The sequence below is a fragment of the Methanoregula sp. genome, from assembly GCF_049510175.1.
In the GTDB taxonomy this organism is placed as follows: Archaea; Halobacteriota; Methanomicrobia; order Methanomicrobiales; family Methanospirillaceae; genus Methanoregula.
Genome location: NZ_JBEKZF010000002.1, coordinates 489,557 through 511,243, shown reverse-complemented (window position 1 = coordinate 511,243; position 21,687 = coordinate 489,557). Strand labels below are relative to the sequence as shown.

The window sequence follows — 21,687 nt, the reverse complement described above, 5'->3', positions numbered from 1 at the left end:
GGGTCGTTGTCATGGAACCGATCCGGGGCGGCCTGCTTGGGCGGGATCTCGCAGGAGTGCGGGAGATCTGGCAGCGGGCCAAGACCCGGCGAAGTCCTGCCGGATGGGCGCTCCGCTGGGTCTGGAACCACCCGGAAGTGACGGTCGTTCTCTCGGGAATGTCTGCCATGGACCAGGTCAGGCAGAATGTCGCCCTCGCGGAGACCGGGCGTGCGGGTTCGCTCACGAAGGCGGAACTCGCCCTGTACGGGAAGGTGAAAAAGGAACTTGAAAAGCGGGTTATGATACCCTGCACCAACTGCAAGTACTGCATGCCCTGCCCGCACGGCGTGAACATCCCGGAGTGCTTCGAGGAGTTCAACAAGGGGAATATGTACGATGCCAAAGAGCAGGCCCGGCAGCATTATATGATGATCTGCGGAGGTTTCTTCGATAACCAGCCCCACTTTGCCTCGGTCTGTGAGGAGTGCGGGGAGTGCGAGGAGAAATGTCCCCAGAGCCTCCCGATCCAGTCGCAGCTGAAAAAAGTTGCGGAATATTTCGGGAAATAATCCCGGGGAATCACAAGCCCGTCTGCCCGGAACAATGTACGGTGCTCCCGACTGGGCCGGAGGGGACCTGGAAGATTTACAATCCCCGGTATGCGACACTCCGGTGTCGGATATAATACACGATCACTTCGCGGGATTCATGCAGTACCTGGTAAACGATCCGCTCATCCACGGCCCTGACCCGGTACAGCGATTCCGCACCGGCAAGTTTCTGCACATCGTGCGGGAGAGGATTGTCTGAAAGATTTTCAAGATGTAAGAAAATATGGGGGAGTAATTCTTTTGGGATCTTCCGGAGATCCTTCTCAACGCTGTTCTTAAGAACAAGCGAATATGAGCCTATCAGAGCAGCTCACATCACACGCTTCTTCAACCCGGCAAGGCTCAGCGTACCTTCATCGCGCCGTTCCGCGACCATTGCCAGATCGTGGAGATCTTCTTTGAGGTGCTGGTATTCTGTGAGGGGGAGGATGACGGCAACCTTATTCCCGTTTTCATCAATGACGTATTGCTCAACCGCACTCGTGGGATTTCCTCGTACCAATGTAATATTCACACCATGATATAACCGCTTTTTGTGTGCAAAGCCGGAGGGATCGTGGCCGGTCCTCGCGTGGCGGTGAAGCCGTTGGCCGGTGTGAGGGAGGGTGCCCTGGCTGGCTGGATTCTCCATGAATTGAACGTCGAAATGACCGCCGATAGCACCTTTTGAAGAGGTAATCGTTTGCCGGAGGGGTTCGGGAGGAATGTGATAGATAATTCTGAACGATAGCCTGCGAAGATACTATCGGCCTCACCCTGATTTTTTGGCCAGATCCTCCATCAGCTCTACCTGAATCTTCTGGATCTCCAGAAGTCTCTCTCCCTGGTTAATGAGGAGATGATCAATTTTCCTGTGCAGCTGATGGATTTCCCTTTCTGCGTTGAGGTTCACCTGGTAATCGTGTTCGGCATTCATACGGTCTTTTTCTTCCTGCCGGTTCTGGCTCATGATGATGACAGGAGCCTGAATTGCAGCAAGGGCAGAGAGGACAAGGTTGAGCAGGATGAACGGGTACGGGTCGAACGGCCGGAACACGAGGACGATTGCGTTTATTGTAATCCATACGGAAAGGATGATGGTAAATAAGGCGATGAATGTCCAGCTTCCGGCAAAATCGGCGAGCCGATCGGAAACCCGGTCCCCAAAACTCAGCTGCCGGTCAAATTCGATATTGATATTTTTCGCCGTAAGTTCATGGTCTTTCATACTTCGTGTAATATTCTCTTCCAGCGAGGAGAGCTCATTTCTCTCGTTTTCCAGAATCTCCCTGATATATTGTATCCTGAAGCGGTTCAGATCAACGCTGCAGATGTGACCTTGTCGTGACCACCCGGGATATTCTTTCCGTATTTCGACCACGATCGACTCGGGAATTAATCCCGCAGGTACGACTTCGTTTCGTTTTTTGTGTTCCCCGCATATCTGGCAGGTAAATGTTTCCTGATCAGCCATCCCCGTTCCTCTCACAAAACTATGGATCTGCAATAATATATAGGGAAAGGAGCGTTCATGAAGATCGAAGGTAGTACCTTTTCGACCCGGTATGTGCGTGACCGGCAGCATATCACAATTTCATTGAGGAGCAGAGCGGTGCCGGCACAATCCCCGACGGGGCTCATCCTCGGTGATCGCCACGGGGGGCAGACCATGAGGAATCATCACAGCCGGGCGATTCCACCTGAGGTGGCCGCGGGGGTGCCTGCCGGGCCGGTGATCGCGAAGCAGATGAACCGGGTACTGGAGAAACCAGAAAAAATATTCGATAAAAATTCTACCCCGTCAATGCATTAATAATAAGAACAGACCAACCACTCACATACAGGATTGTATGGATGCACTCGTACTTCTCAGGCAGCACGAACCGGAACTGAAGAAACGGTTCGGCGTCTCGAAGATCGGTATCTTCGGCTCATTCATTCGCGGAGAGGAGCGGCTGGACAGCGACGTGGACCTTCTCGTCACATTCCGAAAGGGAGAGGAGACCTTCGACAACTACATGGACTGCAAGTTCTATCTGGAAGATCTCTTCGGGCGAAAGGTCGATCTCGTGATGAACGGCGCGATAAAAAGACGGCTGAAACCCTACATACTCGGAGAGGTCGTGTATGCGTAGGACCGTCCTCCAGTATCTCGACGATATCCTTGAAGCGATCGGCAATATTGAAGAGGACACCGCGGGGATCTCATACGAGGAATTTGTTGCAGATCGCCGGCGCAGGGATGCGGTTATCCGGAACTTTCAGGTGATCGGGGACGCGATCAAGAGCCTCCCGGACGATCTCAAGGAAGGATACCCGGAAACGGACTGGAAGAAGATCGCGGGATTCCGCGATGTCCTCACTCACGTCTATTTCGGGATCAAACCTACAATTCTCTGGGACAATGCTACGAATAAAGTGCCGGACCTGAAAAAAGAGATCCGGCATATCCTCAGGAACGAGAAGAAGCGTACCTGATAGATCCTTTTTTTTTGAAAACCATCTTTTTGGTTTTCCAACCTGTTTCCGTTGGGGTGCCAGGCCGGTGATCGCGAGCCAGGCCCGGGAGCCGGTGCCGGGCGGACGGGCCTTAGCTTTGTACTTGCAAAGAGCAGCAAACCCCTGACGATCAAGTAGCGTCTGGAACCCGCCGGCGATCGAGAAGGTTCACCCCTCCCTCCTTCGGAGAACATCTCTTCTATGGAGTGCCTCCCATTCCAGCCCATTTCCGCCTCCGATTGCCTTACCCGGTGCCATTTTTCGGTCGGATTCGCCAAAATATCGATCCCTGGTTTTTCGGGGAGCGCAAAACGGGCTCCGAATGTCGGCAATCGGCCCTCCCCGCGTGCCAAAAATCGGCCGCAATAGATCAATTACAGGCGCAAAAGTCGCCTTTGGACGTGCTCCTGCTGGCGATCTGAAGGAACCCCCTGTTTTGGGGGGGAGGGTATGACCGTCAGGGAATACCTGACTGGAGAAGATACCGGGGGTATCTTCGACTGACGGGCTTACGTCGGTATGGATTGAGCGTCTTGGGGCACCCCTGCGCCGGTGAGGGGGGGCAAGACCTAACTCACCATCTCCGACAAGATCCGTTTAACTTTTTACAGCCAGCCCCTGCTCAAAAATTTTTAAGCAAGGGTCGACTCCGAAGAAACCTGAAGGTTTCGGTCGAAGACCTAGGGTCTTCGAAGAACTTCGTTCTTCTCATCTCTCAAGTCTGATGACTTTCGCGATTCTCCTGCTTCAGGTCATATGACCCTCATCATTCTCCTCCTCCAAGTCTGATGACCTGTCGGATTTGAAAAATTCCAGATGCAATCACAAGAGCCGGTTGAAAATTTTTGATCGCGAAAACGATCGCGTTTGATCGAAGAACCTGATGGTTCTCTTCCTCTTCCCGGTCTGATGACCAGTCAGATTGGAAAATTTTAATCGCGATCAGTCCGAAAATCCGGAGGGTGCTCACGTCTGGCAGACCTTTGTTTCCCGTGGATATTTTTCACGCTCGCAATCGCAATCATGATTGCGTTTGAAAAAGCCGCTCCCAAGCGGCTGCTGAAACTGCTCGGCAGTTTCAGACATTTCTCAACGCGATCAGTAGGGTCGTGTCCGAAGAAACCTCAAGGTTTCTCCTTCTCCACCAGGTATTATGACCTCTCGGATTTGAAAATTTCCGGGCAGGATTCTATTGATACCAAGCAAAGGGGATCATTGTGCCCCTGAAAGCAATAGTTGAGGGAGAGGCCGTCATGTCCCGGGGGATTTTTAAAAAAAATCAGGCCGTCCAGTGCAGCACGTTCCGTACCACGGACCAGCGGGGTTCGACCGATCCCGGGATTTTACCGAGCACCCAGTAATCATACTTTTTCTCAAGCATTCCGTAGTCCTTTTCCATCGTGATCCAGTAGTTCAGCGCGAGGAGGTAGGATTCGCTGCTGTCCTTTGCTACCGGGTACCCGTACATCATCAGGTAGGAATCGTAGGGCTCGATGATGGCCACATCGAAGAACGGGTACTGCAGGGTCAGGGTATACCCTTCCTCGGCAGGAATCATGAGGGCATCCGCCTTGCCCCCCGCGAAGAATTCCTCCTTCGAGTCGATCGGGACGATGGTGGCGCGGGGAAGCAGCTGGTGGGCTACCTTGACAAGCGCCGTGTTGTTGTAGACGGCAACTCTCAGACCGTCCATCTTCTGCACGGCATCCAGCTGCGTGAACTCCTCCTTCTTCCCGTCCGGTACAACGAACGATAAGTGGACGGTAACGGTCGGGTCGGTGAATTTCATCTGATCGAGCCGCTCCTCATTTACCATGACTGCAGACATGATGATGTCGCAGTAGCCGCTGTCGAGGGATTCGGCAAGGGTGGTCCCCGTGATGGGAACGAACTCGATCCGTGAGACATTCAGGGTCCGGGCCAGGTCGTAGGCCATCTCCACGTCATATCCCACCAGTTCGCCCTTGTCGTTGAAGAATACGAACGGGACGTTGTTGCTGTTGTACCCGACACGGAGTACTCCCCTCTCCCGGATCTGCCGGATCTCATCTTTTCTGTCGGAGGCCGCGGGAACGATGGCCGGGACATCCTCCCGGTGCAGGTAGACCGTCGTGTTCACGATACGGTCCAGCCTGTTTCCCTCAGGATCAGGGGGCAGCTCCATCCCGGTGATCCGGTCGCTCCCATGATAGGTACCGGCCAGCAGGTACGTGAAGCCCGCATGCAGCCCGGCAATCAGGAGGGCTGCCAGCAGGAGGACGACCAGGATTGACATGATCGCCCGCTTCCACCGGAACCGGGCCCGGTTCGTGGTGAGGGCGATGGTGATGGTGGAGAACGAGAAGATCGATATGACGCTTAAGGGTGCCACGAAGGCCTGGCGCAGGATCCCCGAGCTGATGTACAGGTTGTACGCGTCTGCAGGGAGGTGCATCAGGTCCAGGAGCGATATAACCGAGAGCTTGGATGAGCCAAAGAAACTGGGGATCCCCACCACGACAAGCTTGAGCTGCTCCACGAGGCTCAGCGGATTCTGGTACAGCCAGGCCACGAAGAGGATAAAGAGAAAGGGGACAAGGCCGCCCAGCAGCGGGAAGGTATAGGCGACAGGCACCAGGATCTCGCTGTACGACCGGACATCGCCCCGTCCCGGGTCCTGTTCCTGGTCACCAACCGGGTCCATAACGCTCGCGTTGCCGGTATCAGGAGTATGGACCCGGCCGGAGAAAAGATTCTCCACCCCGTCTGTGATCAGCGGCAGGGTGATGAATTCCGTGCCGGTCGAGAATGCGAGGAGCATGGCTCTCGAGGATGCGGCAATGATGTCCCGGTAGTGGAACGTGGTGAAACAGGTGACCAGCAGGGGCATGACAACGAGACCGAGCAGGATGGCGGCAGCGGCGAGGGTGATCAGGAATACCTGGAGATCCAGGAACCCCTCGAAGGTCAGGGTCCCGGCCGTCACGGCCGTGATGACGAAGATGCCGACCGGAAAGGTCCGGGAGATGATGTGCGTCATGCGGTCGAGCGCCCGCAGCAGGGACCGGAGAATGTTCAGGATCGGCCCGTTCCCGTCATCCAGCATCAGGGCAAAGCCCAGGAACAGGCAGAAGAGTACGGTGGCGGGAATGATCCCGTCCGACAGGGACAGGAAGGGATTGGACGGAATGAACTGGTCGATGAGGTTGAGATCGCCTTTCACGGCCAGGTCCTGGGTACTGAAGAACGAGGCCTCCATCCGGGGGGGAAATGCCAGCTGGAACGAGAAATATCCTACTACACAGATCACCCAGAGCAGCAGGAGGATCAGGAACGCCTTGAGGGCGATTGCTTTTGCCGTGTTGCGCTTCAGGCTCCCGATGCCGACAATAAGGGAGAGGGCGACGGAAGGCAGGATCGTGATCTGCCAGATCTTGATGAATGCCTCGCTGAACGGTTTCATGACCGAGCAGAGATCGCCAAAGAACAGCCCGGTGACGATCCCGAGGATGAAACCCACCAGTATCCAGCTCGTGAGGTTCAGTCGGAGCAGTCTCATGGTGGTTTTTTTCTCCCTGGTAACAGGTGCCCGATCGATTGGATCTTCCTGTACCGGAACGACAATAAATGTCGGCAGGAACGGGTACGTTACCGTGCACTCAGTGACCCGGTCCGGCGCCGGTCAGGGGCCGGGTTGTTTACGGGTAACCGGATATTACTTTCATCATTATTTAACAGTACCGGGGGAGACTGGGGTCCGCCCGGGGAATTTCCGGGCCCGGTTATTCTCCTCCGGCATTTACGGCCATCAATGCCCGGAAGGGCAGGGGAGTGTTTGTCCGGTGGTTCTGGTTTTGGGAATTTTCTTACAGGGTGGCTGGTATCCGGAACGCGGGGGGCCGTGGGGGTGCCGGGCCGGCGATCGCGTGCAAGGCCCGGGGACCGGTGCCGGGGCGGACGGGCTTTGGGCTTGCATATATGAGAGGCAGCAGATACCGGGCGATCGCCTGCCATTTGGTTCCGCCATACGTCCAGCTGCTTCAACAAAGATTTTAGGATAAGAGGACCTAATGAGATTTGAGTGAGATTATGTCAACATTTACCGCCGTACTTCACAAAGAAGATGAGATGTATGTGGCAGAATGCCCCGAGGTAGGTACGGTCAGCCAGGGATCTACCGTGGAAGAGGCGGTCAATAACCTGAAAGAAGCGACTGAACTTTACCTGGAAGAGTTTCCATTAACCAAGAAGAAGCGGGCAATCCTCACAACCTTTGAGGTGTCATCGGTTGCCTCATCATAAGCCTGTCTCCGGCGAACTCACGATCAAAATTTTATGCAATGCATTCGGTTTTTCTGTTTCCGGAAGAACGGGAAGTCACGTAAGGCTCTCGAAGATCACTCCTGCCGGGAAGATCGGTACTGTCGTTCCCCTTCATGACGAGCTGAAGCCGGGAACGCTCCGGGGCGTGCTCCGTCTGGCAAAAGTCGATGTCGATGAATTTTACCGGAATCTTTGAGAGAGTGATCATGCACAATTTCCCTATCGTCATCGAAAAAGCGGGAAAGAACTACTCGGCATATTCACCGAATCTCCCTGGTTGTGTCGCGACCGGAAAGACCCGCGAGGAAACAGAAGAGCGGATGCATGAGGCGATAGTGATGCATAAATGTGGACTTATTGACGCCAAACGTTCGGCTATCGTTCGCAGAGCTAAAGTGGCGAAAGGAAATGCGCGAAAAAATAAATGCCAGTGCGGAACTGCAAAAGATCTTCTGACGGATTTTAAAGAAGAGCAGTAGATCTCACAGGATCCGTTTAACTTTTCTCAACCAGACCCTGCTGAAAAATTTTTGAGCACGGGTCGATTGAAAATTTTCGATCGCGAAAACGATCGCGTTTGAAAAATTTCAAACGCGAAAATGATCGCGATGAAAAAAATTTGATCGCGATCATTCCATAAATCCGGAGGATGCTCACGTCTGGCAGACCTTTGTTTCCCGTGGAGATTTTTCACGCTCGTCATCGCGATCATGATCGCGGTTGAAAAATTCTGAATGCGATCGGTTGCATCGATTTGATTTTGCTGAGGGCCGGGGCGTGAGGAATAGTAAATAAAATTTGGTTAACCGGATATGTTTAACGGAAATACACAGTCAACCGTGATTTGAACGAAATTTTTTATTTAGAATTTTAAAAAAATTTCATGTGGTCTTACTTGTGTAATGATATCCATTAGGATAATAAATTTGAATTGTTCCATTATCTTGGAAAAAGGATCCACCGGGGTAATTTGCCTGCCAATCAAGGTTTAACCAATATTCGGTATTACCTTGCGGATCGAGATACATATGATAATTTATTGTCTTGCAGTTATACCGTGAACAAATGTAATTAGCCGCCTTTTGGAGTTCACTTGGTGAGCTGTCCAGATAAACTTCAGCATAGGCGTGGCACTGGCCCGTATCTGGGGGACATGCAGTAACGACTCTGGAGGATCCGCCAATCGATTCTATTACTGCCGCATTTAAGATTGCATAGTCGACGCAATTTCCTTTTAAGCCGTTATTAATTGAGTCACTTGCAGATGTAAAATAATTAAAATCGGGAGGATCGCTGACATATGTCCATTGGTTGTATATTGACTGCCAGACGTCACATATCTGCGCAGTATTATATGTGCCGCTACTGGATTGCTGGATTTGCCGGTTTGCGAAATTCTTCACGGTCGGGGTCAAATAATCAATAGCTCGGGAAATTTGATCTGCTTTTGTACTCGTTGCTTGATTTGTTTGGATTGGAGTAATTGATTGAACTTGATTTAATGAGGGCACCGTTGAAATAGGCGTGGGATTTGGTTGAGTTGATATTTCCGGTTGAACATTCGTGGGAATAATCGTTGGATCGGGTTGTAAAATGGTGATTTGTGACGATTGATTCGTCTGATTTGAGTTTAAACTGCTTCCCGTTCCACCGGGTATTAATGTCACTAATAGAGCCAGCGCGAAGGTTATAATTATGGAGGTACCGATTAATGCAAAAATCCATGAAATAATTCCCCAATTTTGACTTTTTGGATATACCCTTGTTATGGCCCAATATGTTACAAATATAATGACACAAAAAATAGCATACCAGAAAATAAAGATCAAAAATGTTGTTAAATACGGAGAAGATGAACCAATTTCAACGGGTCTCGAAAAGGTTGCAATAAGGGCGATTATGGCTGATAGAATTGATATAACCCAGTGATTAGTTGTTTTTTTAACCATACTTTCATCTCTTTATTGAATCAAATAACATTTTTAGGCGCTGTAGAAATCATTTCTCAGAGAGATGTATTAAGGAATTGCACATAGTGGTATGATCCAAAGAGAATCCCCGAAGAGTTCCTACCCTCCACTCATACACAGATGGGCAATTATCTCACAAATCTTCATCCTGTGGGCTTCATTTGATCCACTTTAGATGCATTGGCCGACGCGGGGGCCGGGCCGGCGATCGCCTAGCAGATAAATCAACGATGGATTCAGAATCTTGGATATTGCCGGGGAGATCGGTTCAATAAATCAACTAACCTGTTTATCATATCCCCGGACAACTGCCCTCTTCTTGACGTGATATATGCGCACAACTGATGCGGCGCCACGATGTCGACAAATTTATCCGGTTTTCTTCCGGTCGGAGAGCCTTTCATCGAGACGATCACGTTCTGGATTTTGGGGCTGCTCCCCCTCTGATAATAATCCTTGAGATAATACCATAGCGCCAGGCTCGCACGCCGGACCTGATGTGTCAGATTATCAGATTTCAATTCGATATCGGAAGCTTTCCAGTTCTTGGTTTCTACAAGGATAATACCGGTCGGGCCTACCACAATATGGTCGATCTGGCAATTCTTGATGTATTCATTTCTCTCCCGCCAGTGAATCGCCTTCTGGAAATAAAGATTCACATCATTTATCACGTGGTATTCATCGGGCAACTGGGAGAGGATATTCATAACATATTCTTCACCGTCAGCTCCAATCAGGAAGGATTCATTATTTTTCAAAAATTCATATGACCGGACGATGTTATTACATTCGTGTGTTATAACGGATGGTTTGTTTTCGATCTGCTTTCTCTTATTATACTGGATATTGTGTAATACCCTGACCTTGCGTGAAAAGGGATGGTGTATGTTGTGGTTCCTGAACGAAACCGCAATCCAGCAATGTATCCTGCATACCGTTTTGGTAACAAAATTGCCTGCGGTATTGACCTTATCATTCAGTTCGTTGATGCCCCGGTCCACTTCCTGGGTGCGCTGTACTATTCCAATCTGTAATTCCTGCTCAAGCTGCGATTCGGAATTACTCAACTCAAGAATTTTTTCATCCTGTTGCCGGGTAATAATAATCCTGGTCTCGACTAGGATCTCTTCGTGATGAGAATGGAGGTGATGCAACTCCTCGAGGGTTGCCGGTTTTTTGCCGTTGATGGGTTTGATCCCGTTCAGCAGGTATTTGGTGCTGCCGGAAATTCTGTGAATGCGGGCCATGGTTCTCCAGATATGATGCTCGATTTTACTTCATTGACAATTCTTACACGTTGTTTTCTTCTTTAACAAGCCTGAAACCGTAACACAGGAAGAACAGACAACCGATCCACAAACATCGCATTTCACCAAATGATTCTTGCCAATCTCTTTTCCGCAGATCTTGCAGGTCTGGATACAGTCATTACACACTTTACCGCCACAGATCCCACATTGTCGGGAGATATGTTCCTCGCAGAATGCCTTTTTGCATGAACTGCAGATCACCGCGTGTTTCTCGCAAAGATGGAGTTTACAGACTTCACATATTCTGCCGTGAGCATTACAAAAAGCTGCTCCGCATTTTTCACAGACTGCTGAATTTTTCTGATGGACTTCAAGGACACCAAGCTTGAAATGGTTGGGGCAGTAGGCGATTGTGTCTTCCAGTTTTTTACCGGAACAAGCCAGAACCTCACGGGAATAGATCGTTCCGAATGCGTTGAAGTGGATCAACCATTTCGGGATATAAACAACTTCTCCGGTGTCAATTGAGATATCTTTCCGGTCCGGGACAAAATCGATACTCCTCATCTCGGGAAACGCCGATCTTGATTCAACAGAATAGGAGATCCGCTGGGAATTTTTATCGATAATGTATTCTAATGCTGTGCGGTTTACATCTCGTTTCGAATAATCAACCGCCAATTTAGTAACACGATAGTCCTGACCAATTGTCACGGTGATCTCACTCAGCGGAGTGTAATCTAGAACCTCATGAAGGATCAGTTTCCTCCGAGTATTCTCCTGTTTTCCTTTTGAGGTGAATGTCTGAGTAAGAGCCTGGGCAAGACCTCCTGCACTTTTTGCAACCGGACTGTTAACAATCTCATTATCCAGAAGGTCGATAACAACGGTTCCCCGGTCATCAAATGTATGTTGTTCTTTTAACGGATCCCGGAAAATTCGCATGAAATGGTATTTATAGCGAATATATGGATGAAATATCAGTTTCACATCAGAGACAATTACTTTTTCTGCATTTATGAGATCGAGATGAGTTGCCTTGAGAAAATCAGTACTTAACGGGAGAGCCTGTTCAATTGTAATTTTCTCTCCTTGTTTCCCTGATCTTCCAACTGATACTGCAAACCATTTTTCCATCACTTCGTCATGTCCGAGAGTCTCGATATTCCTGCACTCGGCAAACTGCGACGCATCCTCACTGAAATCGCTGTACCCTACGAAAATGCCACGCCATTCCGGGCCGAGATCGAGAATCTTCTCTGCAAAATCCCGGACCTGGGAGATTCCGACGGGGCTTGAGAAATTTTTGCATTCTATCGCGATCTTCTCATTCCCCCGGATCGCAATGATATCGATCTCGTTGGTGTACCCTTTAACCACGCCATGCACACGCTGACGTCTTTGGGTAGCATAGCCGTCCGCCTTGTAGATTGATTCAACAACTTCTTCGAGTTTGATCCCCAGTTCATGCCGGTTGATTGCTGGTTGGGATGTGGTACGGGGGACTGATGGGGCAGACTCCACCGGAGATATCTGTACTCCCTTTTCTTCAGGGGTTTGTGTAAATTTAGTGCCGCATTCGGGACAGAACTTTGGTGAGCCCTCAAGTTTGCTTCCGCATTCAGGGCAAAATTTCATAGTGAGGGATTATTGAGTGGGACGAAAAAGGTTGTGATTTTATTTCGCAGGAAGAATTTTTCACGAATACTTATTCGATAATTCCCCGCTTCCGTAATTCAAAATAACATCGTGCACAGGCTTCCACATCAGCACCTGCATTATGGCTGTCAGTGAATTCTTTCTGGAACAACTGAAGATACAGCTCGGGCAGGGTGGGCCATTTGTATCCCCTTCCCGTGGATTTGGGAAGTTTGCACCAGGATATAATTGTCTGGGTTTTCATGGTGCAGAAAGTTTGTTTCTTCGCGAGATTTGTCTCCAGTTTGCATCGCACAAATTCAGTATGTACAATCGGCAGGTCGAAATCAAGATTATGGGCAATGACGGTTGTCGCCTTCTCCACATCGGCGTTGAAGTGCGGGAGCACTGTATGCAATGATGTCCCTTCATGTTTTGCCCGCTCGGTTGTGATCCCATGAATACTGGCAGAGGCCATTGGTACGGTGAAATCCGTTGGATAAATGATATAGCTCTCCTGGTTTTCGCGGTTGCCGTCATTATCGTATAATGACCAGGCCAGCTGGACGACTCTTGGCCACTTTTCGATATCGTTTGTTGCAGAGTATTTGGGGAGGCCGGTGGTTTCTGTATCGAAAAAGAGAAGCATGATTGTCATTCAATGATAATCGTATTTGGTTTTGCCTATAGTGTTTCCAGTACCTGAAATACATTTCAAAATTATTATCTCGCAGAAGCCCAAGGTTCACGTATTCAGGCCCTGAATCAGGTGCTCCCGTGCAACCGATTACCAAGAATATTTTCATAAATACGGCATTTTGCAGTACATTGGGATGGAGACTTCGGAATGGAAGAATCCGGCCCGAATTCTCTCCGGCGAAGGTATTCCGGATGGAACAGGGAAAAGAGATCGGCAGTCTCGCCCGCAGCTTATATCCTGACGGGATTTTTGTAAATGAATTAAGTTCCCGGGCCGCAGCCGAACGGACACAGGATCTTCTCAAAAATCCGAAGACCCGGGTCATCTTCGAAGCAACCTTTCCTGCCGGAAATTACATCGCTAAGGCAGATATCCTCGTCCGGGATGAGGAATCCTGGGAGCTCATAGAAGTAAAATCCAGCGTTGGTGCAAAGGAGGAATTTATCGATGACATGGCATACACCACGCTGGTCGCACAGGCTGCCGGTTTTCAACCATCTGCGATAGGGCTCATGCTCATCGATAAAAATTATCGTTATGGGATGCCCGTCGGGAAACTGTTCGTAAAAATTGATTGTACAGAACAGGTTCTTGAAAAAGTTAAAACATTCAAACCATTTTTTGCATCCATCGATGCCGTGACCAGCACGCCGGAAGAACCTGTACCGGAACTGACGTATAATTGCAAACAATGCGAGGAATTCGGAGAATGCCTTGGAAAGGATATCGAAGCACACATATTTGAAATTCCAGGAATCCAGCAGAAGGCCATTGAAAAACTCCTTGCCTCTGGTATCACCTCTATCCGGGAAATTCCTGATAGTTTTTCCCTGACCGATAATCAGAAACGTGTTGTTGGGTGTGTAAAATCCGGAAAGACGTACATAGATCCTGATCTTCATAAAAAACTGGAAATTATCCGCTGGCCTGCATGTTATCTTGATTTTGAGACGATGATGACGGCGATCCCGCTCTGGCCGGATAGTGCACCGTATGATCAGATCCCGGTCCAGTATTCCCTCCATATCTGCGAGAGTTCCGGAACGATCATCTGCCACCGGGAATATCTTGCAGACCCGCACCGTGACTGTCGCCGTGAACTTGCCGAGCGGCTTATCGGCGACCTTGAAGGTGAAGGATCTATCATCACGTACAGCAGCTTTGAAAAAACCACCATCACAAAACTGAGTAAGACATTTCCCGATCTTTCGGATGATTTGCAATCCCTGATTGACCGTATCGTTGACCTCGAACAGTGCATCAGATGCGTCAACCATCCCGAATTCTGCGGGAGGACGTCCATTAAAATCGTTCTTCCCGTGCTCGTTCCCGGACTTTCCTATGAGGGACTGGAGATTGGAAACGGCGATGCGGCACTCGTGACATTTGCGATGATGGCACAAGGGAAGATGGGTGCAGACGAGATGGAACGGAAACGTGCGGCATTATTGGAATATTGCAAGATGGATACGCTGGCGATGGTCAGATTGCATGAAGTGTTGCAGGGGTTTGTAAGTCGCAGATGATCGGACCGTGGGCGATTGCATGCCAGGCCCGGGGCCCGGTGCCGGGACGGACGGGCCTCATCCGTGTAATTGTACAAAGGGCAGCAAACACCGGGCGATCGCATGGCGTTTGGGAAGAGCCGGCGATCGCTTAAGTAGGAACCGGGAGAACTATAAGGAAAAATTTTGTCCAGAGTATTTCAGTTCCATCAAAATGCCTTTGTAGAGCAAGAGCGATTATGGTACAGGGGCATCTTATGGGAAGCGAAGCAGTATCCCTCAATACGGTTCTGGAATATGTCGATAAGTTCGTTCGAAGAACTTCGTTCTTCTCAAATCTCATCACTTCGTGATTCAATTTATGGAAGACCAGCAATATATCCAGGAGATTATCCAGCGCAGGCTTGTCGATGCAAAACGTTCGGCCGTTGTACGCCGTGCAAAAGAAGCGAAGGATAATGTCCGGAAAAATAAGAGCCGGAGCGGGACGGCAAATGATCTTCTGGCGGATCTGAATGGTTGAACTCATCTGGGATGATAATTCGAAGACCTTTTTGTCTTCTCATATCGTGAGAATCGCACGATAGTTCAGAAAGATCTACCGGAAGTGGTCCCACCAGTATCCTGAACTGAAAGCACAGTTCGCAAAAAAAATTATCCAGTTCGAAGAAGATCCTTTTCATCCTTCCCTGAAAACCCATACACTGAGCGGAGTCCTGAAAGGGCTCTGGTCATTCAGGATCACCTACGAGCACCGTCTTGTCTTTGATTTTACTGATGAAAGCCGGACCAGGGTTGTGCTTATCGATATAGGTTCGCACGAAGAAGTGTATTAGATCAGGTTTCAGCCCATGTGGGGGGGTGTGCCGGGCCGGTGATCGCGAGCCAGGCCCGGGAGCTGGTGCCGGGGCGTACGGGCCTGGGATTTGTACTCGCAAGGGGCAGCAGACACCGGACGATCGCGTAGCGTTTGGCAACCGCCGGCGATCGAGAAGGTTCACCCCTCCCTCCGTCGGAGACACCCTTCATTTTTGAGCTATGCCCATTCCAGCCCATTTCAGCCTCCGTTTACCTTACCCGGTGCCATCTTTCGGTCGTATTCGCCAAAAAATCGGTCGCATGTTTTGCGGGGAGCGCAAAACGGGCTCCGAATGCCGGCAATCGGCCCTCCCGCGTGCCAAAAATCGGCCGCAATAGGCCAATTACAGGTGGAAAAGCCGACCCTGAACGTGCTTCAGCCCGCTATCTGAAGGAAACCCCTGTTTTGGGGGGAGCGGGATTACGTCGGCAATGGGGTTTTCTACGTCAGCTGGATTTTGCATTCTGGGGCACCCCAGCGCCGGTGAGGGAGGCTAGGGCCGGGTTATGGGATTGTTAAATTTGTTTTTTTTAACCGGATCGCATTTGAAAATTTTTTTGTAAGGTTCGAAAAAAAATAATAGCTCTGTAGAAAACATCGTTTCACGTGAAATAATTCCTCCCTCTTGCGCCACTAGTTCCCCCTTGGCGAAGGGGCACATTGTGATGACCCGAGTTGGTAGCAGGTAATATGCCGTCATCGCAATGGAGAAATGCACTAGCGGCAGGGAGGGAGCCTCCGAGAGCGTCAGAAATAATAGAGAGAAGTTCTACAGAGTAAAAATAATATTTGCGATTGTTCGTCTGATTTATTTTATTAATGTAGGGAATTGTACCGAAGAGTTAAGGAAATTTTGTATTTTCATGCAAGTTGGAAATTTTGTAAAATCTTGAATATTTTTTTATGAGTGAAAAATTTCGATTTTTAATTAATTTATTGTCTTTTAGAGTTATAAAGAAATTATTATACACTAAAAAGAGCTTATTTTGGTTATGAGTATTAAAGAAAATTTACTTAAAATTAAAAAAATATATGAAGACAATAAAGATTCAATTTTCCGCGAAATTGTAGTTCCAATTTTAATAATGTTAGCTATACGAATTTTTTTGCTAATTGAATATCCTTTTAAACCAATTTTCGAAGAGATTCCGATAGATTTTCTTGGGGTCGTTATCATCGCAATTGTTCTGAGAATAATTTCGTTGTTCAAAATTCGAGGGCCAATTAAAGAATTATTAAATGTGACAAAAAGTCTTGATAAAAAAATCACGGCACCATTACTAAAGGCAATTGAAAAGGATATCGATGAATTTCAGATCATTTTTAAGGATACATTAAGCGAAAATGGAAAGATACTTTCATTTGAGGAAGTCACAGATTTAACTCATATTTTTTTTGAAATTGGCCGAGGGATTTATCTCGGTACTGATAGTCATATTCCCTCTGAATTTTATAGATATTATCCAACATACCTTGAAGCTCAAGGAAAAAATATAAAAACGCGAGAAGATTCAATTCAAACTGATCTCTCTGATACAAGAATTTTAATTATAAAGGAAAATGATCTTAAAAGCGATTTTTTCTATCATTACGAAGACGTATTAAGATTCATAACTTGGCATCAAGATCACAAAGTTCATTTAAAACTTATTGAACCCGATCAAGCAAATTTGCTTATTGATGATACACCTTTAAAAGACAATATTAAAGATTTTGGTCTTTGGGGAAATTATGGTTTACTGTTTAAACCAGATAAAAATGATGATGATTCTTATGAAAACGTTCAGCTTTTTATGAGGCTTGATTCTGAACCGGACTATAAAAACGCAAAAAAATATTTTCTGGCTTTGAATGAAAAATCAAAGGATATCAATGAAAAATGGATCGCTAATTTCTTTAGAGAACAAAGCCTGAAAACCCAAGTAGCTCTTACCACTGAACATTCGAAAAATCTTTTTGATAACTATAAATTAGCAAGATATTGGAATGAATTCGTTTGTTGCGAAAAGAGATTAAATAAAGAAGGTTCTTTCTTAATAAATCTAATTAATCATTATTTTACTGAATCAGATTATACAATATTTGATGCTGCATTGGGAATTGGATGTGAAAGTATATTCCTTATTAGACATTTTAAAGAAAAAAATATTCGAGTTATATCCAATGAAATTAGTCTCTTGTTACGCTATATCGCAATAGAATCCGCAAAAAAAGATGGTGTAGAACTTGAGGTTTATTCTTGGGATTGGAGAAAATTGAATCAAGAATTCCCGAAAAAATTTGGAACTTTAAAAGTAGATATGGTATTAGTTTTAGGTAATTCGTTATGTCTTCTTCCTAATAAGAATGATATGATTAAAAGCCTTGAGAATTTTAAATCAGTGTTAATTCCGGGTGGATTGTTAGTTATTGATGAACGTAATTTCGTATTTATGCAAAAAGATAAAAAAAATATAGAGAAAGATCCTATTAAAAAATTTAAATATCATGGTGATACGCTCTATTGTGGAACAGATGTTATTGGTGTTCCAACAAAAATTGCGAAAGAACGCATTATTTTCACATATTTTAAAAAAAGAGAATCTCAAAAAGAAAAAAGTATTGAGAATTTAGAGGAGATAGGATCATTAGATATGTATTCTTTCAAAAAAAATGAATTAACTGACTTGTTGAAACAAACCGGCTTTGAACTAATAAATACGTTTAATGATTTTGATAGACCCACAAGCGAAAGATGTGATTTTTATATTCATGTTGCTAGAGCACCCATGTAAATCTCAGAAAAATAATACTCAAGGTAGTTTTGAAGTGCCCTGATATGGATTTCCTGGGGGCTGCCGCTTTTTTCCCGCACCGGGGGTAGAAGTTTTGTTATCCAGCAGCGGGGTCCCGCACTCCGTGCAGAAGTGCATGGGAGTGGATCGTTTGCGTGGGGGATAGGTTGGGGTTTTTTGTGCGGGTGGGTACTTTCCCCTCATTGATTATTTTTCCGGAGGGGGCCTCAATCATAACATTTGATAATTGGCCTACAAACGCCTTCCTCAATACCGCCTGAGTCAGCCGCTCGCACCGCCGGCCCGCCGCCACCACGCTCAGTAACAGCCGCACGCCGGATAGGAGCGGAATGGGGGTGGACGATACTCATGTTAGATAATTAATGTCTGTTATGTAAGACGTTGTTAAAATTCTCGCGGTTTGTATAGTTCACCCGGATAAGGAAGTCGATCGTTTATGTAATGTAGAAATTGCAGATATCTTCGCACATCACTGTAGAATTCGTCGAAATTACCTATGTCCCTGTTTTTAAAGGCATGAACTGCATTCCGTCTCTGTTGAATTTTCAGGATCCATGAGTCCCAATCTTCATCTCCTTTTAGCCAGATACTTTTTTTAAAATATTGTCGCATTTGTTCTAATTGCAAACTATCAGGATTTATCAAATCTCCTTTCTTTTTGATTGCCTCAATATCGTGTTTATAGGACGTGTAATAGACCGACAAAAATAATTTCATCGTTCCCTCGACGAGACTTCCGAGAAGGGCCCAAGCAAGGATTAACTGACCGCTCTCATCATTCGGAGTAGGGTTTGCGATCCAGATTTTCAAACATCTTGATAGCGAAACCTGCTAATCAAGTCGAGATTTGCTTAATAATTGTGCAGCTTCAATAGGAGCCCATCCATGTGCTTGGATCCAGAATTGTCTCAAGCCTTCATTCAGGATTACAATGTTGTTTATTTCTCTGCGCATTCTTTCCTGTTCGGAAATGAGATCACCTTCATTTGATCGAGTTAATACAAGGGCCTGTAATTTTACGGCTAAAGATTTAATCAGCTCAAGAGAATAAAAAAGTAATATGGGCCTATGGATAACTTTGAGACAAGACAGAGAGACGAGTTTTTTTCGTCAGCATTTACTGAATATGATTTCCGAGTCTATCAAAGGTGATTGTCTAGTTTTAGCATCTGGATATTTTTCAGAAGATATGGAATTTTCACCCCCACCACAAGGGTACTCTATTTCAGAGGATAAACTAGCAGAGGAGATTCAAAAAAATAAAAAAATTCAGGAAATTTGGGTTATCGGGGCAAAGGATTCGTCAAAGAAGTTCCATAATTTTTGCAATTATCTCGATATAAAATGGGGAAAAAATGTCCAGAGATTCGAAATAGAAAAGAAAAACTGGCATGCAAAAATTGCAATGAAACTAATAACAAGCCCCGAAAACGGCGAAAAAATTCCGGTTTGTGCAATTATTGGAAGCAGTAATTTAACCCGTCCTGCATATGGAATCGCCAGTGAGAAACCCCGAAAAGAGATCCCCAATTTTTATAATTTTAATCATGAATGTGATGTATTGATTTTTGTAAATGATGGATTCATTCAAAACGATTCTATCAATTCTCTCTCACCATTTTTCCCAGGATTTGAAAAGCAAGCCATTGGATCAATTTATTTTAAGGATATACCAGAGGGAACAAGTGAATTAGACCAACTGAATGACCTTTGGCACAAGATAAAAGAGGGTGTGTTGCTGATAAGAAAGTAATTTAATCATTTTTTTATTTTTTAAGTAGCTCTTTTGACGGGTTAAGATGTGTAATAAGATTTAGATTTGCAGTTTCATCGATCAACGCATCATCGATGGATTCAATGAATGCATCTTTCTTCTGCTTAATTGTCATGCTCACATGACGGAATGGGATACTGTTTTCTTTTCCCCCCTCCCCCCTTCTCCTTATATCCCATAAAATTCCATACAAAAGTATACGATGAAACTCATCCACATCGCCGACACCCACCTGGGCCTCGCTGCATTCTCACGGCTAGACCCGGAGTCCGGGATGAATCTGAGGGAAAAACAAATCTATGAGAATTTCCTCAGGGCGATCAATGACATCATAAACCAGAAACCCGGGCTCCCTCGTCCACGCAGGTGACTACCGCCGGCAAAAATCTCCCGCCCGCGCAATCGTGTCAGGTTATAACCCATCACAATCCCCGGAACATGTCGGGTTATAACCCATCACAACCAAACATTTATGATGGGTTATAACCCTACACAATACTGTGACAACCCTCTTCGAACTGCTCGCGGCACAGAACCCGTGGTGGAGCGGCCGGCCGTTCGATACCGGCAGGGAACGGCAGAAGTACGTATCGACCATCCGGCGTTTCCTCAGGACCGGCGAGATCATCGTGCTCAGCGGGGTCCGGCGCTCGGGAAAGACCACGCTGCTCTACCAGACCATCCGGCTGCTCATCACCAGCCAGAAGGTACCGGCAAAAAATATCCTCTTTGTCACCTGTGACGAGCCGGCAATCGCCGGGCTCAAAAACCCGCTGCTTGAAACCGTGGACACCTACCGCAGGGAGATTGCAGCAAAGGGTACCATCTATCTTGTCTTTGATGAGGTGCAGGCCGTGGAGAACTGGGAGCGCGAGGTCAAATCGCTCTACGACCGAAAACAGGGTAACATCATCCTGTCCGGCTCCTCTTCATACCTCCTGGACCCGCAGCTCTCCACCCTGCTCTCGGGGAGGTACCTTGCCGTACCGGTCTTCCCGCTGGATTTTTCCGAATACCTCCGCTTCCATGACCTCGTCCCCCCAAAAGATGCAGCGTCGCGTGCAGCACGGAAATACGAGATCACGACCCATCTCCGGCAATACCTCCGGGAAGGCGGTTTTCCCATTGTCGTCCTTCAGCAGGATGAACGGACAAAGCAGGATTATCTCAGGGCGTATTACGACAGCATCGTGTACCGCGATATCGTCCGGACGAACGTGGTACGGAACCAGAAAGCGCTTGCCGGGCTCCTCCTGTATCTCTTGACAAACATCGCCTCGCCGTACTCGTACCGGAGGCTGAAGGAGATGCTCGGGACCGACATCGACACGGTCCGGGACTATATCCACTTCGCCGGCCTCGCAAAGATCCTCTTTGAGGTACAGGCATTCGCCTACTCGCTTCCGGCGCAGGCGCGGCAGAACAAGAAGATCTACTGTATCGATAACGGCCTGCGCAACGCGGTCTCGTTCCGGTTCTCTGAAGACGAGGGGAAACTTGCCGAGAACCTCGTCTTTCTGGAACTGATGCGGTCCGGCGCTGCCCCGTATTACTGGAAAGGAACCCGGGAGGTTGATTTTGTCGTACGATCCACCGACAACACGCTCACCGCAATCAATGTCTGTTACAGCGATGCGATCCCGGACCGCGAGTACGAAGGCCTGCGGGAATTTGCCGGGGAATGCAAGGGGAAGATCCATGACCTGCTCGTCCTGACAAAAGATTATGAAGCAAAGGACGGGAAGATCCACTGCATCCCGCTCTGGAAGTGGCTCCTTGACCATGAAAGCCGTTGATCTTTGCAGGTGCAGGACACCGGT

Annotated in this window: 23 protein-coding genes; 14 read left to right on the top strand and 9 right to left on the bottom strand. The window is 47.6% G+C overall.

The genetic code is table 11. The annotated features are described in order from the left end of the window. A partial coding sequence (locus ABSG49_RS05680) for a 4Fe-4S dicluster domain-containing protein (RefSeq protein WP_424025138.1) occupies nt 1-551 on the top strand: 551 nt, incomplete at its 5' end. Nucleotides 552-627: 76 nt separating this feature from the next. Here ABSG49_RS05680 and ABSG49_RS05675 read toward each other — a convergent pair. The 3 genes from ABSG49_RS05675 to ABSG49_RS05665 all read right to left on the bottom strand — a co-directional run bounded on the left by ABSG49_RS05675 (nt 628) and on the right by ABSG49_RS05665 (nt 2,046). Continuing rightward, entirely contained in the window at nt 628-894 is a 267-nt protein-coding gene (locus ABSG49_RS05675; protein ID WP_424025150.1) for a type II toxin-antitoxin system RelE family toxin, read from the bottom strand. 9 nt (nt 895-903) lie between these two features. Further along, nucleotides 904-1,224, bottom strand: a complete 321-nt coding sequence (locus ABSG49_RS05670; protein ID WP_424025137.1) for a RelB antitoxin-like protein — start codon at nt 1,222-1,224, stop codon at nt 904-906. A 120-nt stretch (nt 1,225-1,344) separates the two neighbouring features. Further along, nucleotides 1,345-2,046 (bottom strand): DUF1003 domain-containing protein, encoded by a 702-nt coding sequence (locus ABSG49_RS05665; protein ID WP_424025136.1) that lies wholly within the window; start codon nt 2,044-2,046, stop codon nt 1,345-1,347. 57 nt (nt 2,047-2,103) lie between these two features. Here ABSG49_RS05665 and ABSG49_RS05660 point away from each other — a divergent pair, with 57 nt between their 5' ends. Genes ABSG49_RS05660 through ABSG49_RS05650 form a run of 3 tightly spaced genes read left to right on the top strand, consistent with a single transcriptional unit; the run spans nt 2,104 to nt 3,050 of the window. After that, nucleotides 2,104-2,385: a hypothetical protein gene (locus tag ABSG49_RS05660; RefSeq protein ID WP_424025135.1), complete on the top strand. Its 282-nt coding sequence runs from the start codon at nt 2,104-2,106 to the stop codon at nt 2,383-2,385. A gap of 37 nt (nt 2,386-2,422) precedes the next feature. Further along, on the top strand, nt 2,423-2,707 hold the full coding sequence (locus ABSG49_RS05655; RefSeq protein WP_424025134.1) for a nucleotidyltransferase family protein: 285 nt from the start codon (nt 2,423-2,425) through the stop codon (nt 2,705-2,707). Further along, nucleotides 2,700-3,050, top strand: coding sequence for a HepT-like ribonuclease domain-containing protein (locus ABSG49_RS05650; RefSeq protein WP_424025133.1), 351 nt, complete (start codon nt 2,700-2,702; stop codon nt 3,048-3,050). Before ABSG49_RS05655 ends, ABSG49_RS05650 begins: the two co-directional genes overlap by 8 nt. 1,300 nt (nt 3,051-4,350) lie before the next feature. Here the strand turns inward: ABSG49_RS05650 and ABSG49_RS05645 are convergent. Further along, nucleotides 4,351-6,609, bottom strand: a complete 2,259-nt coding sequence (locus tag ABSG49_RS05645) for a cation:dicarboxylate symporter family transporter (RefSeq protein ID WP_424025132.1) — start codon at nt 6,607-6,609, stop codon at nt 4,351-4,353. A gap of 530 nt (nt 6,610-7,139) precedes the next feature. Between ABSG49_RS05645 and ABSG49_RS05640 the strand changes: the two genes are divergently transcribed. Genes ABSG49_RS05640 through ABSG49_RS05630 form a run of 3 tightly spaced genes read left to right on the top strand, consistent with a single transcriptional unit; the run spans nt 7,140 to nt 7,852 of the window. After that, complete coding sequence (locus ABSG49_RS05640; RefSeq protein ID WP_424025131.1) at nt 7,140-7,352, top strand: type II toxin-antitoxin system HicB family antitoxin; 213 nt, start codon at nt 7,140-7,142, stop codon at nt 7,350-7,352. Next, a complete protein-coding gene (locus ABSG49_RS05635) occupies nt 7,339-7,569 on the top strand; it encodes a type II toxin-antitoxin system HicA family toxin (RefSeq protein ID WP_424025130.1) in 231 nt (76 codons plus the stop codon). The genes ABSG49_RS05640 and ABSG49_RS05635 overlap by 14 nt, the downstream gene beginning before the upstream one ends. 10 nt (nt 7,570-7,579) lie before the next feature. Further along, a complete protein-coding gene (locus ABSG49_RS05630) occupies nt 7,580-7,852 on the top strand; it encodes a type II toxin-antitoxin system HicB family antitoxin (RefSeq protein WP_424025129.1) in 273 nt (90 codons plus the stop codon). 402 nt (nt 7,853-8,254) lie between these two features. On the opposite strand, the gene ABSG49_RS05625 is transcribed toward ABSG49_RS05630, so the two are convergent. From ABSG49_RS05625 to ABSG49_RS05610, 4 genes are all read right to left on the bottom strand, one after another. Further along, a complete protein-coding gene (locus ABSG49_RS05625; RefSeq protein WP_424025128.1) occupies nt 8,255-9,322 on the bottom strand; it encodes a transglutaminase-like domain-containing protein in 1,068 nt (355 codons plus the stop codon). Between the two features lie 257 nt (nt 9,323-9,579). Continuing rightward, nucleotides 9,580-10,593, bottom strand: a complete 1,014-nt coding sequence (locus ABSG49_RS05620; RefSeq protein ID WP_424025127.1) for a nuclease-related domain-containing protein — start codon at nt 10,591-10,593, stop codon at nt 9,580-9,582. A 30-nt stretch (nt 10,594-10,623) separates the two neighbouring features. Then, complete coding sequence (locus ABSG49_RS05615; RefSeq protein ID WP_424025126.1) at nt 10,624-12,234, bottom strand: restriction endonuclease; 1,611 nt, start codon at nt 12,232-12,234, stop codon at nt 10,624-10,626. Between the two features lie 70 nt (nt 12,235-12,304). Further along, complete coding sequence (locus ABSG49_RS05610) at nt 12,305-12,892, bottom strand: 3'-5' exonuclease (protein WP_424025125.1); 588 nt, start codon at nt 12,890-12,892, stop codon at nt 12,305-12,307. Nucleotides 12,893-13,125: 233 nt separating this feature from the next. Between ABSG49_RS05610 and ABSG49_RS05605 the strand changes: the two genes are divergently transcribed. From ABSG49_RS05605 to ABSG49_RS05585, 5 genes are all read left to right on the top strand, one after another. Beyond that, nucleotides 13,126-14,460: a DUF2779 domain-containing protein gene (locus ABSG49_RS05605; protein ID WP_424025124.1), complete on the top strand. Its 1,335-nt coding sequence runs from the start codon at nt 13,126-13,128 to the stop codon at nt 14,458-14,460. 340 nt (nt 14,461-14,800) lie between these two features. Then, on the top strand, nt 14,801-14,962 hold the full coding sequence (locus ABSG49_RS05600; protein WP_424025123.1) for a hypothetical protein: 162 nt from the start codon (nt 14,801-14,803) through the stop codon (nt 14,960-14,962). A gap of 73 nt (nt 14,963-15,035) precedes the next feature. Continuing rightward, a complete protein-coding gene (locus ABSG49_RS05595) occupies nt 15,036-15,275 on the top strand; it encodes a type II toxin-antitoxin system RelE/ParE family toxin (protein ID WP_424025149.1) in 240 nt (79 codons plus the stop codon). A 1,015-nt stretch (nt 15,276-16,290) separates the two neighbouring features. Continuing rightward, the gene (locus ABSG49_RS05590) at nt 16,291-18,072 is read left to right on the top strand and encodes a class I SAM-dependent methyltransferase (protein WP_424025122.1); all 1,782 of its coding nucleotides are present in this window, start codon (nt 16,291-16,293) and stop codon (nt 18,070-18,072) included. A 1,210-nt stretch (nt 18,073-19,282) separates the two neighbouring features. After that, nucleotides 19,283-19,846: a hypothetical protein gene (locus ABSG49_RS05585; protein WP_424025121.1), complete on the top strand. Its 564-nt coding sequence runs from the start codon at nt 19,283-19,285 to the stop codon at nt 19,844-19,846. A 13-nt stretch (nt 19,847-19,859) separates the two neighbouring features. Here the strand turns inward: ABSG49_RS05585 and ABSG49_RS05580 are convergent, their stop codons facing one another. After that, a complete protein-coding gene (locus ABSG49_RS05580) occupies nt 19,860-20,084 on the bottom strand; it encodes a hypothetical protein (RefSeq protein ID WP_424025120.1) in 225 nt (74 codons plus the stop codon). On the opposite strand from ABSG49_RS05580, the gene ABSG49_RS05575 reads away from it, so the two are divergent. Then, the gene (locus tag ABSG49_RS05575) at nt 20,070-20,237 is read left to right on the top strand and encodes a hypothetical protein (protein ID WP_424025119.1); all 168 of its coding nucleotides are present in this window, start codon (nt 20,070-20,072) and stop codon (nt 20,235-20,237) included. The genes ABSG49_RS05580 and ABSG49_RS05575 overlap by 15 nt on opposite strands. Before the next feature lie 130 nt (nt 20,238-20,367). Continuing rightward, nucleotides 20,368-21,663 carry an ATP-binding protein gene (locus tag ABSG49_RS05570; RefSeq protein ID WP_424025118.1) on the top strand — a complete coding sequence of 432 codons (1,296 nt, stop codon included), beginning with the start codon at nt 20,368-20,370 and terminating at the stop codon, nt 21,661-21,663. Nucleotides 21,664-21,687: the final 24 nt, after the last annotated feature.

What these genes read in the sequence shown, in the direction of transcription:
- ABSG49_RS05670 (WP_424025137.1), bottom strand. Translation starts at nt 1,224, where the DNA reads ATGGAGAATCCAGCCAGCCAGGGCACCCTCCCTCACACCGGCCAACGG.
- ABSG49_RS05665 (WP_424025136.1), bottom strand. Translation starts at nt 2,046, where the DNA reads ATGGCTGATCAGGAAACATTTACCTGCCAGATATGCGGGGAACACAAA.
- ABSG49_RS05660 (WP_424025135.1), top strand. Translation starts at nt 2,104, where the DNA reads ATGAAGATCGAAGGTAGTACCTTTTCGACCCGGTATGTGCGTGACCGG.
- ABSG49_RS05655 (WP_424025134.1), top strand. Translation starts at nt 2,423, where the DNA reads ATGGATGCACTCGTACTTCTCAGGCAGCACGAACCGGAACTGAAGAAA.
- ABSG49_RS05650 (WP_424025133.1), top strand. Translation starts at nt 2,700, where the DNA reads ATGCGTAGGACCGTCCTCCAGTATCTCGACGATATCCTTGAAGCGATC.
- ABSG49_RS05645 (WP_424025132.1), bottom strand. Translation starts at nt 6,609, where the DNA reads ATGAGACTGCTCCGACTGAACCTCACGAGCTGGATACTGGTGGGTTTC.
- ABSG49_RS05640 (WP_424025131.1), top strand. Translation starts at nt 7,140, where the DNA reads ATGTCAACATTTACCGCCGTACTTCACAAAGAAGATGAGATGTATGTG.
- ABSG49_RS05630 (WP_424025129.1), top strand. Translation starts at nt 7,580, where the DNA reads ATGCACAATTTCCCTATCGTCATCGAAAAAGCGGGAAAGAACTACTCG.
- ABSG49_RS05625 (WP_424025128.1), bottom strand. Translation starts at nt 9,322, where the DNA reads ATGGTTAAAAAAACAACTAATCACTGGGTTATATCAATTCTATCAGCC.
- ABSG49_RS05620 (WP_424025127.1), bottom strand. Translation starts at nt 10,593, where the DNA reads ATGGCCCGCATTCACAGAATTTCCGGCAGCACCAAATACCTGCTGAAC.
- ABSG49_RS05615 (WP_424025126.1), bottom strand. Translation starts at nt 12,234, where the DNA reads ATGAAATTTTGCCCTGAATGCGGAAGCAAACTTGAGGGCTCACCAAAG.
- ABSG49_RS05610 (WP_424025125.1), bottom strand. Translation starts at nt 12,892, where the DNA reads ATGACAATCATGCTTCTCTTTTTCGATACAGAAACCACCGGCCTCCCC.
- ABSG49_RS05605 (WP_424025124.1), top strand. Translation starts at nt 13,126, where the DNA reads ATGGAACAGGGAAAAGAGATCGGCAGTCTCGCCCGCAGCTTATATCCT.
- ABSG49_RS05600 (WP_424025123.1), top strand. Translation starts at nt 14,801, where the DNA reads ATGGAAGACCAGCAATATATCCAGGAGATTATCCAGCGCAGGCTTGTC.
- ABSG49_RS05590 (WP_424025122.1), top strand. Translation starts at nt 16,291, where the DNA reads ATGAGTATTAAAGAAAATTTACTTAAAATTAAAAAAATATATGAAGAC.
- ABSG49_RS05585 (WP_424025121.1), top strand. Translation starts at nt 19,283, where the DNA reads ATGGAATTTTCACCCCCACCACAAGGGTACTCTATTTCAGAGGATAAA.
- ABSG49_RS05575 (WP_424025119.1), top strand. Translation starts at nt 20,070, where the DNA reads ATGAAACTCATCCACATCGCCGACACCCACCTGGGCCTCGCTGCATTC.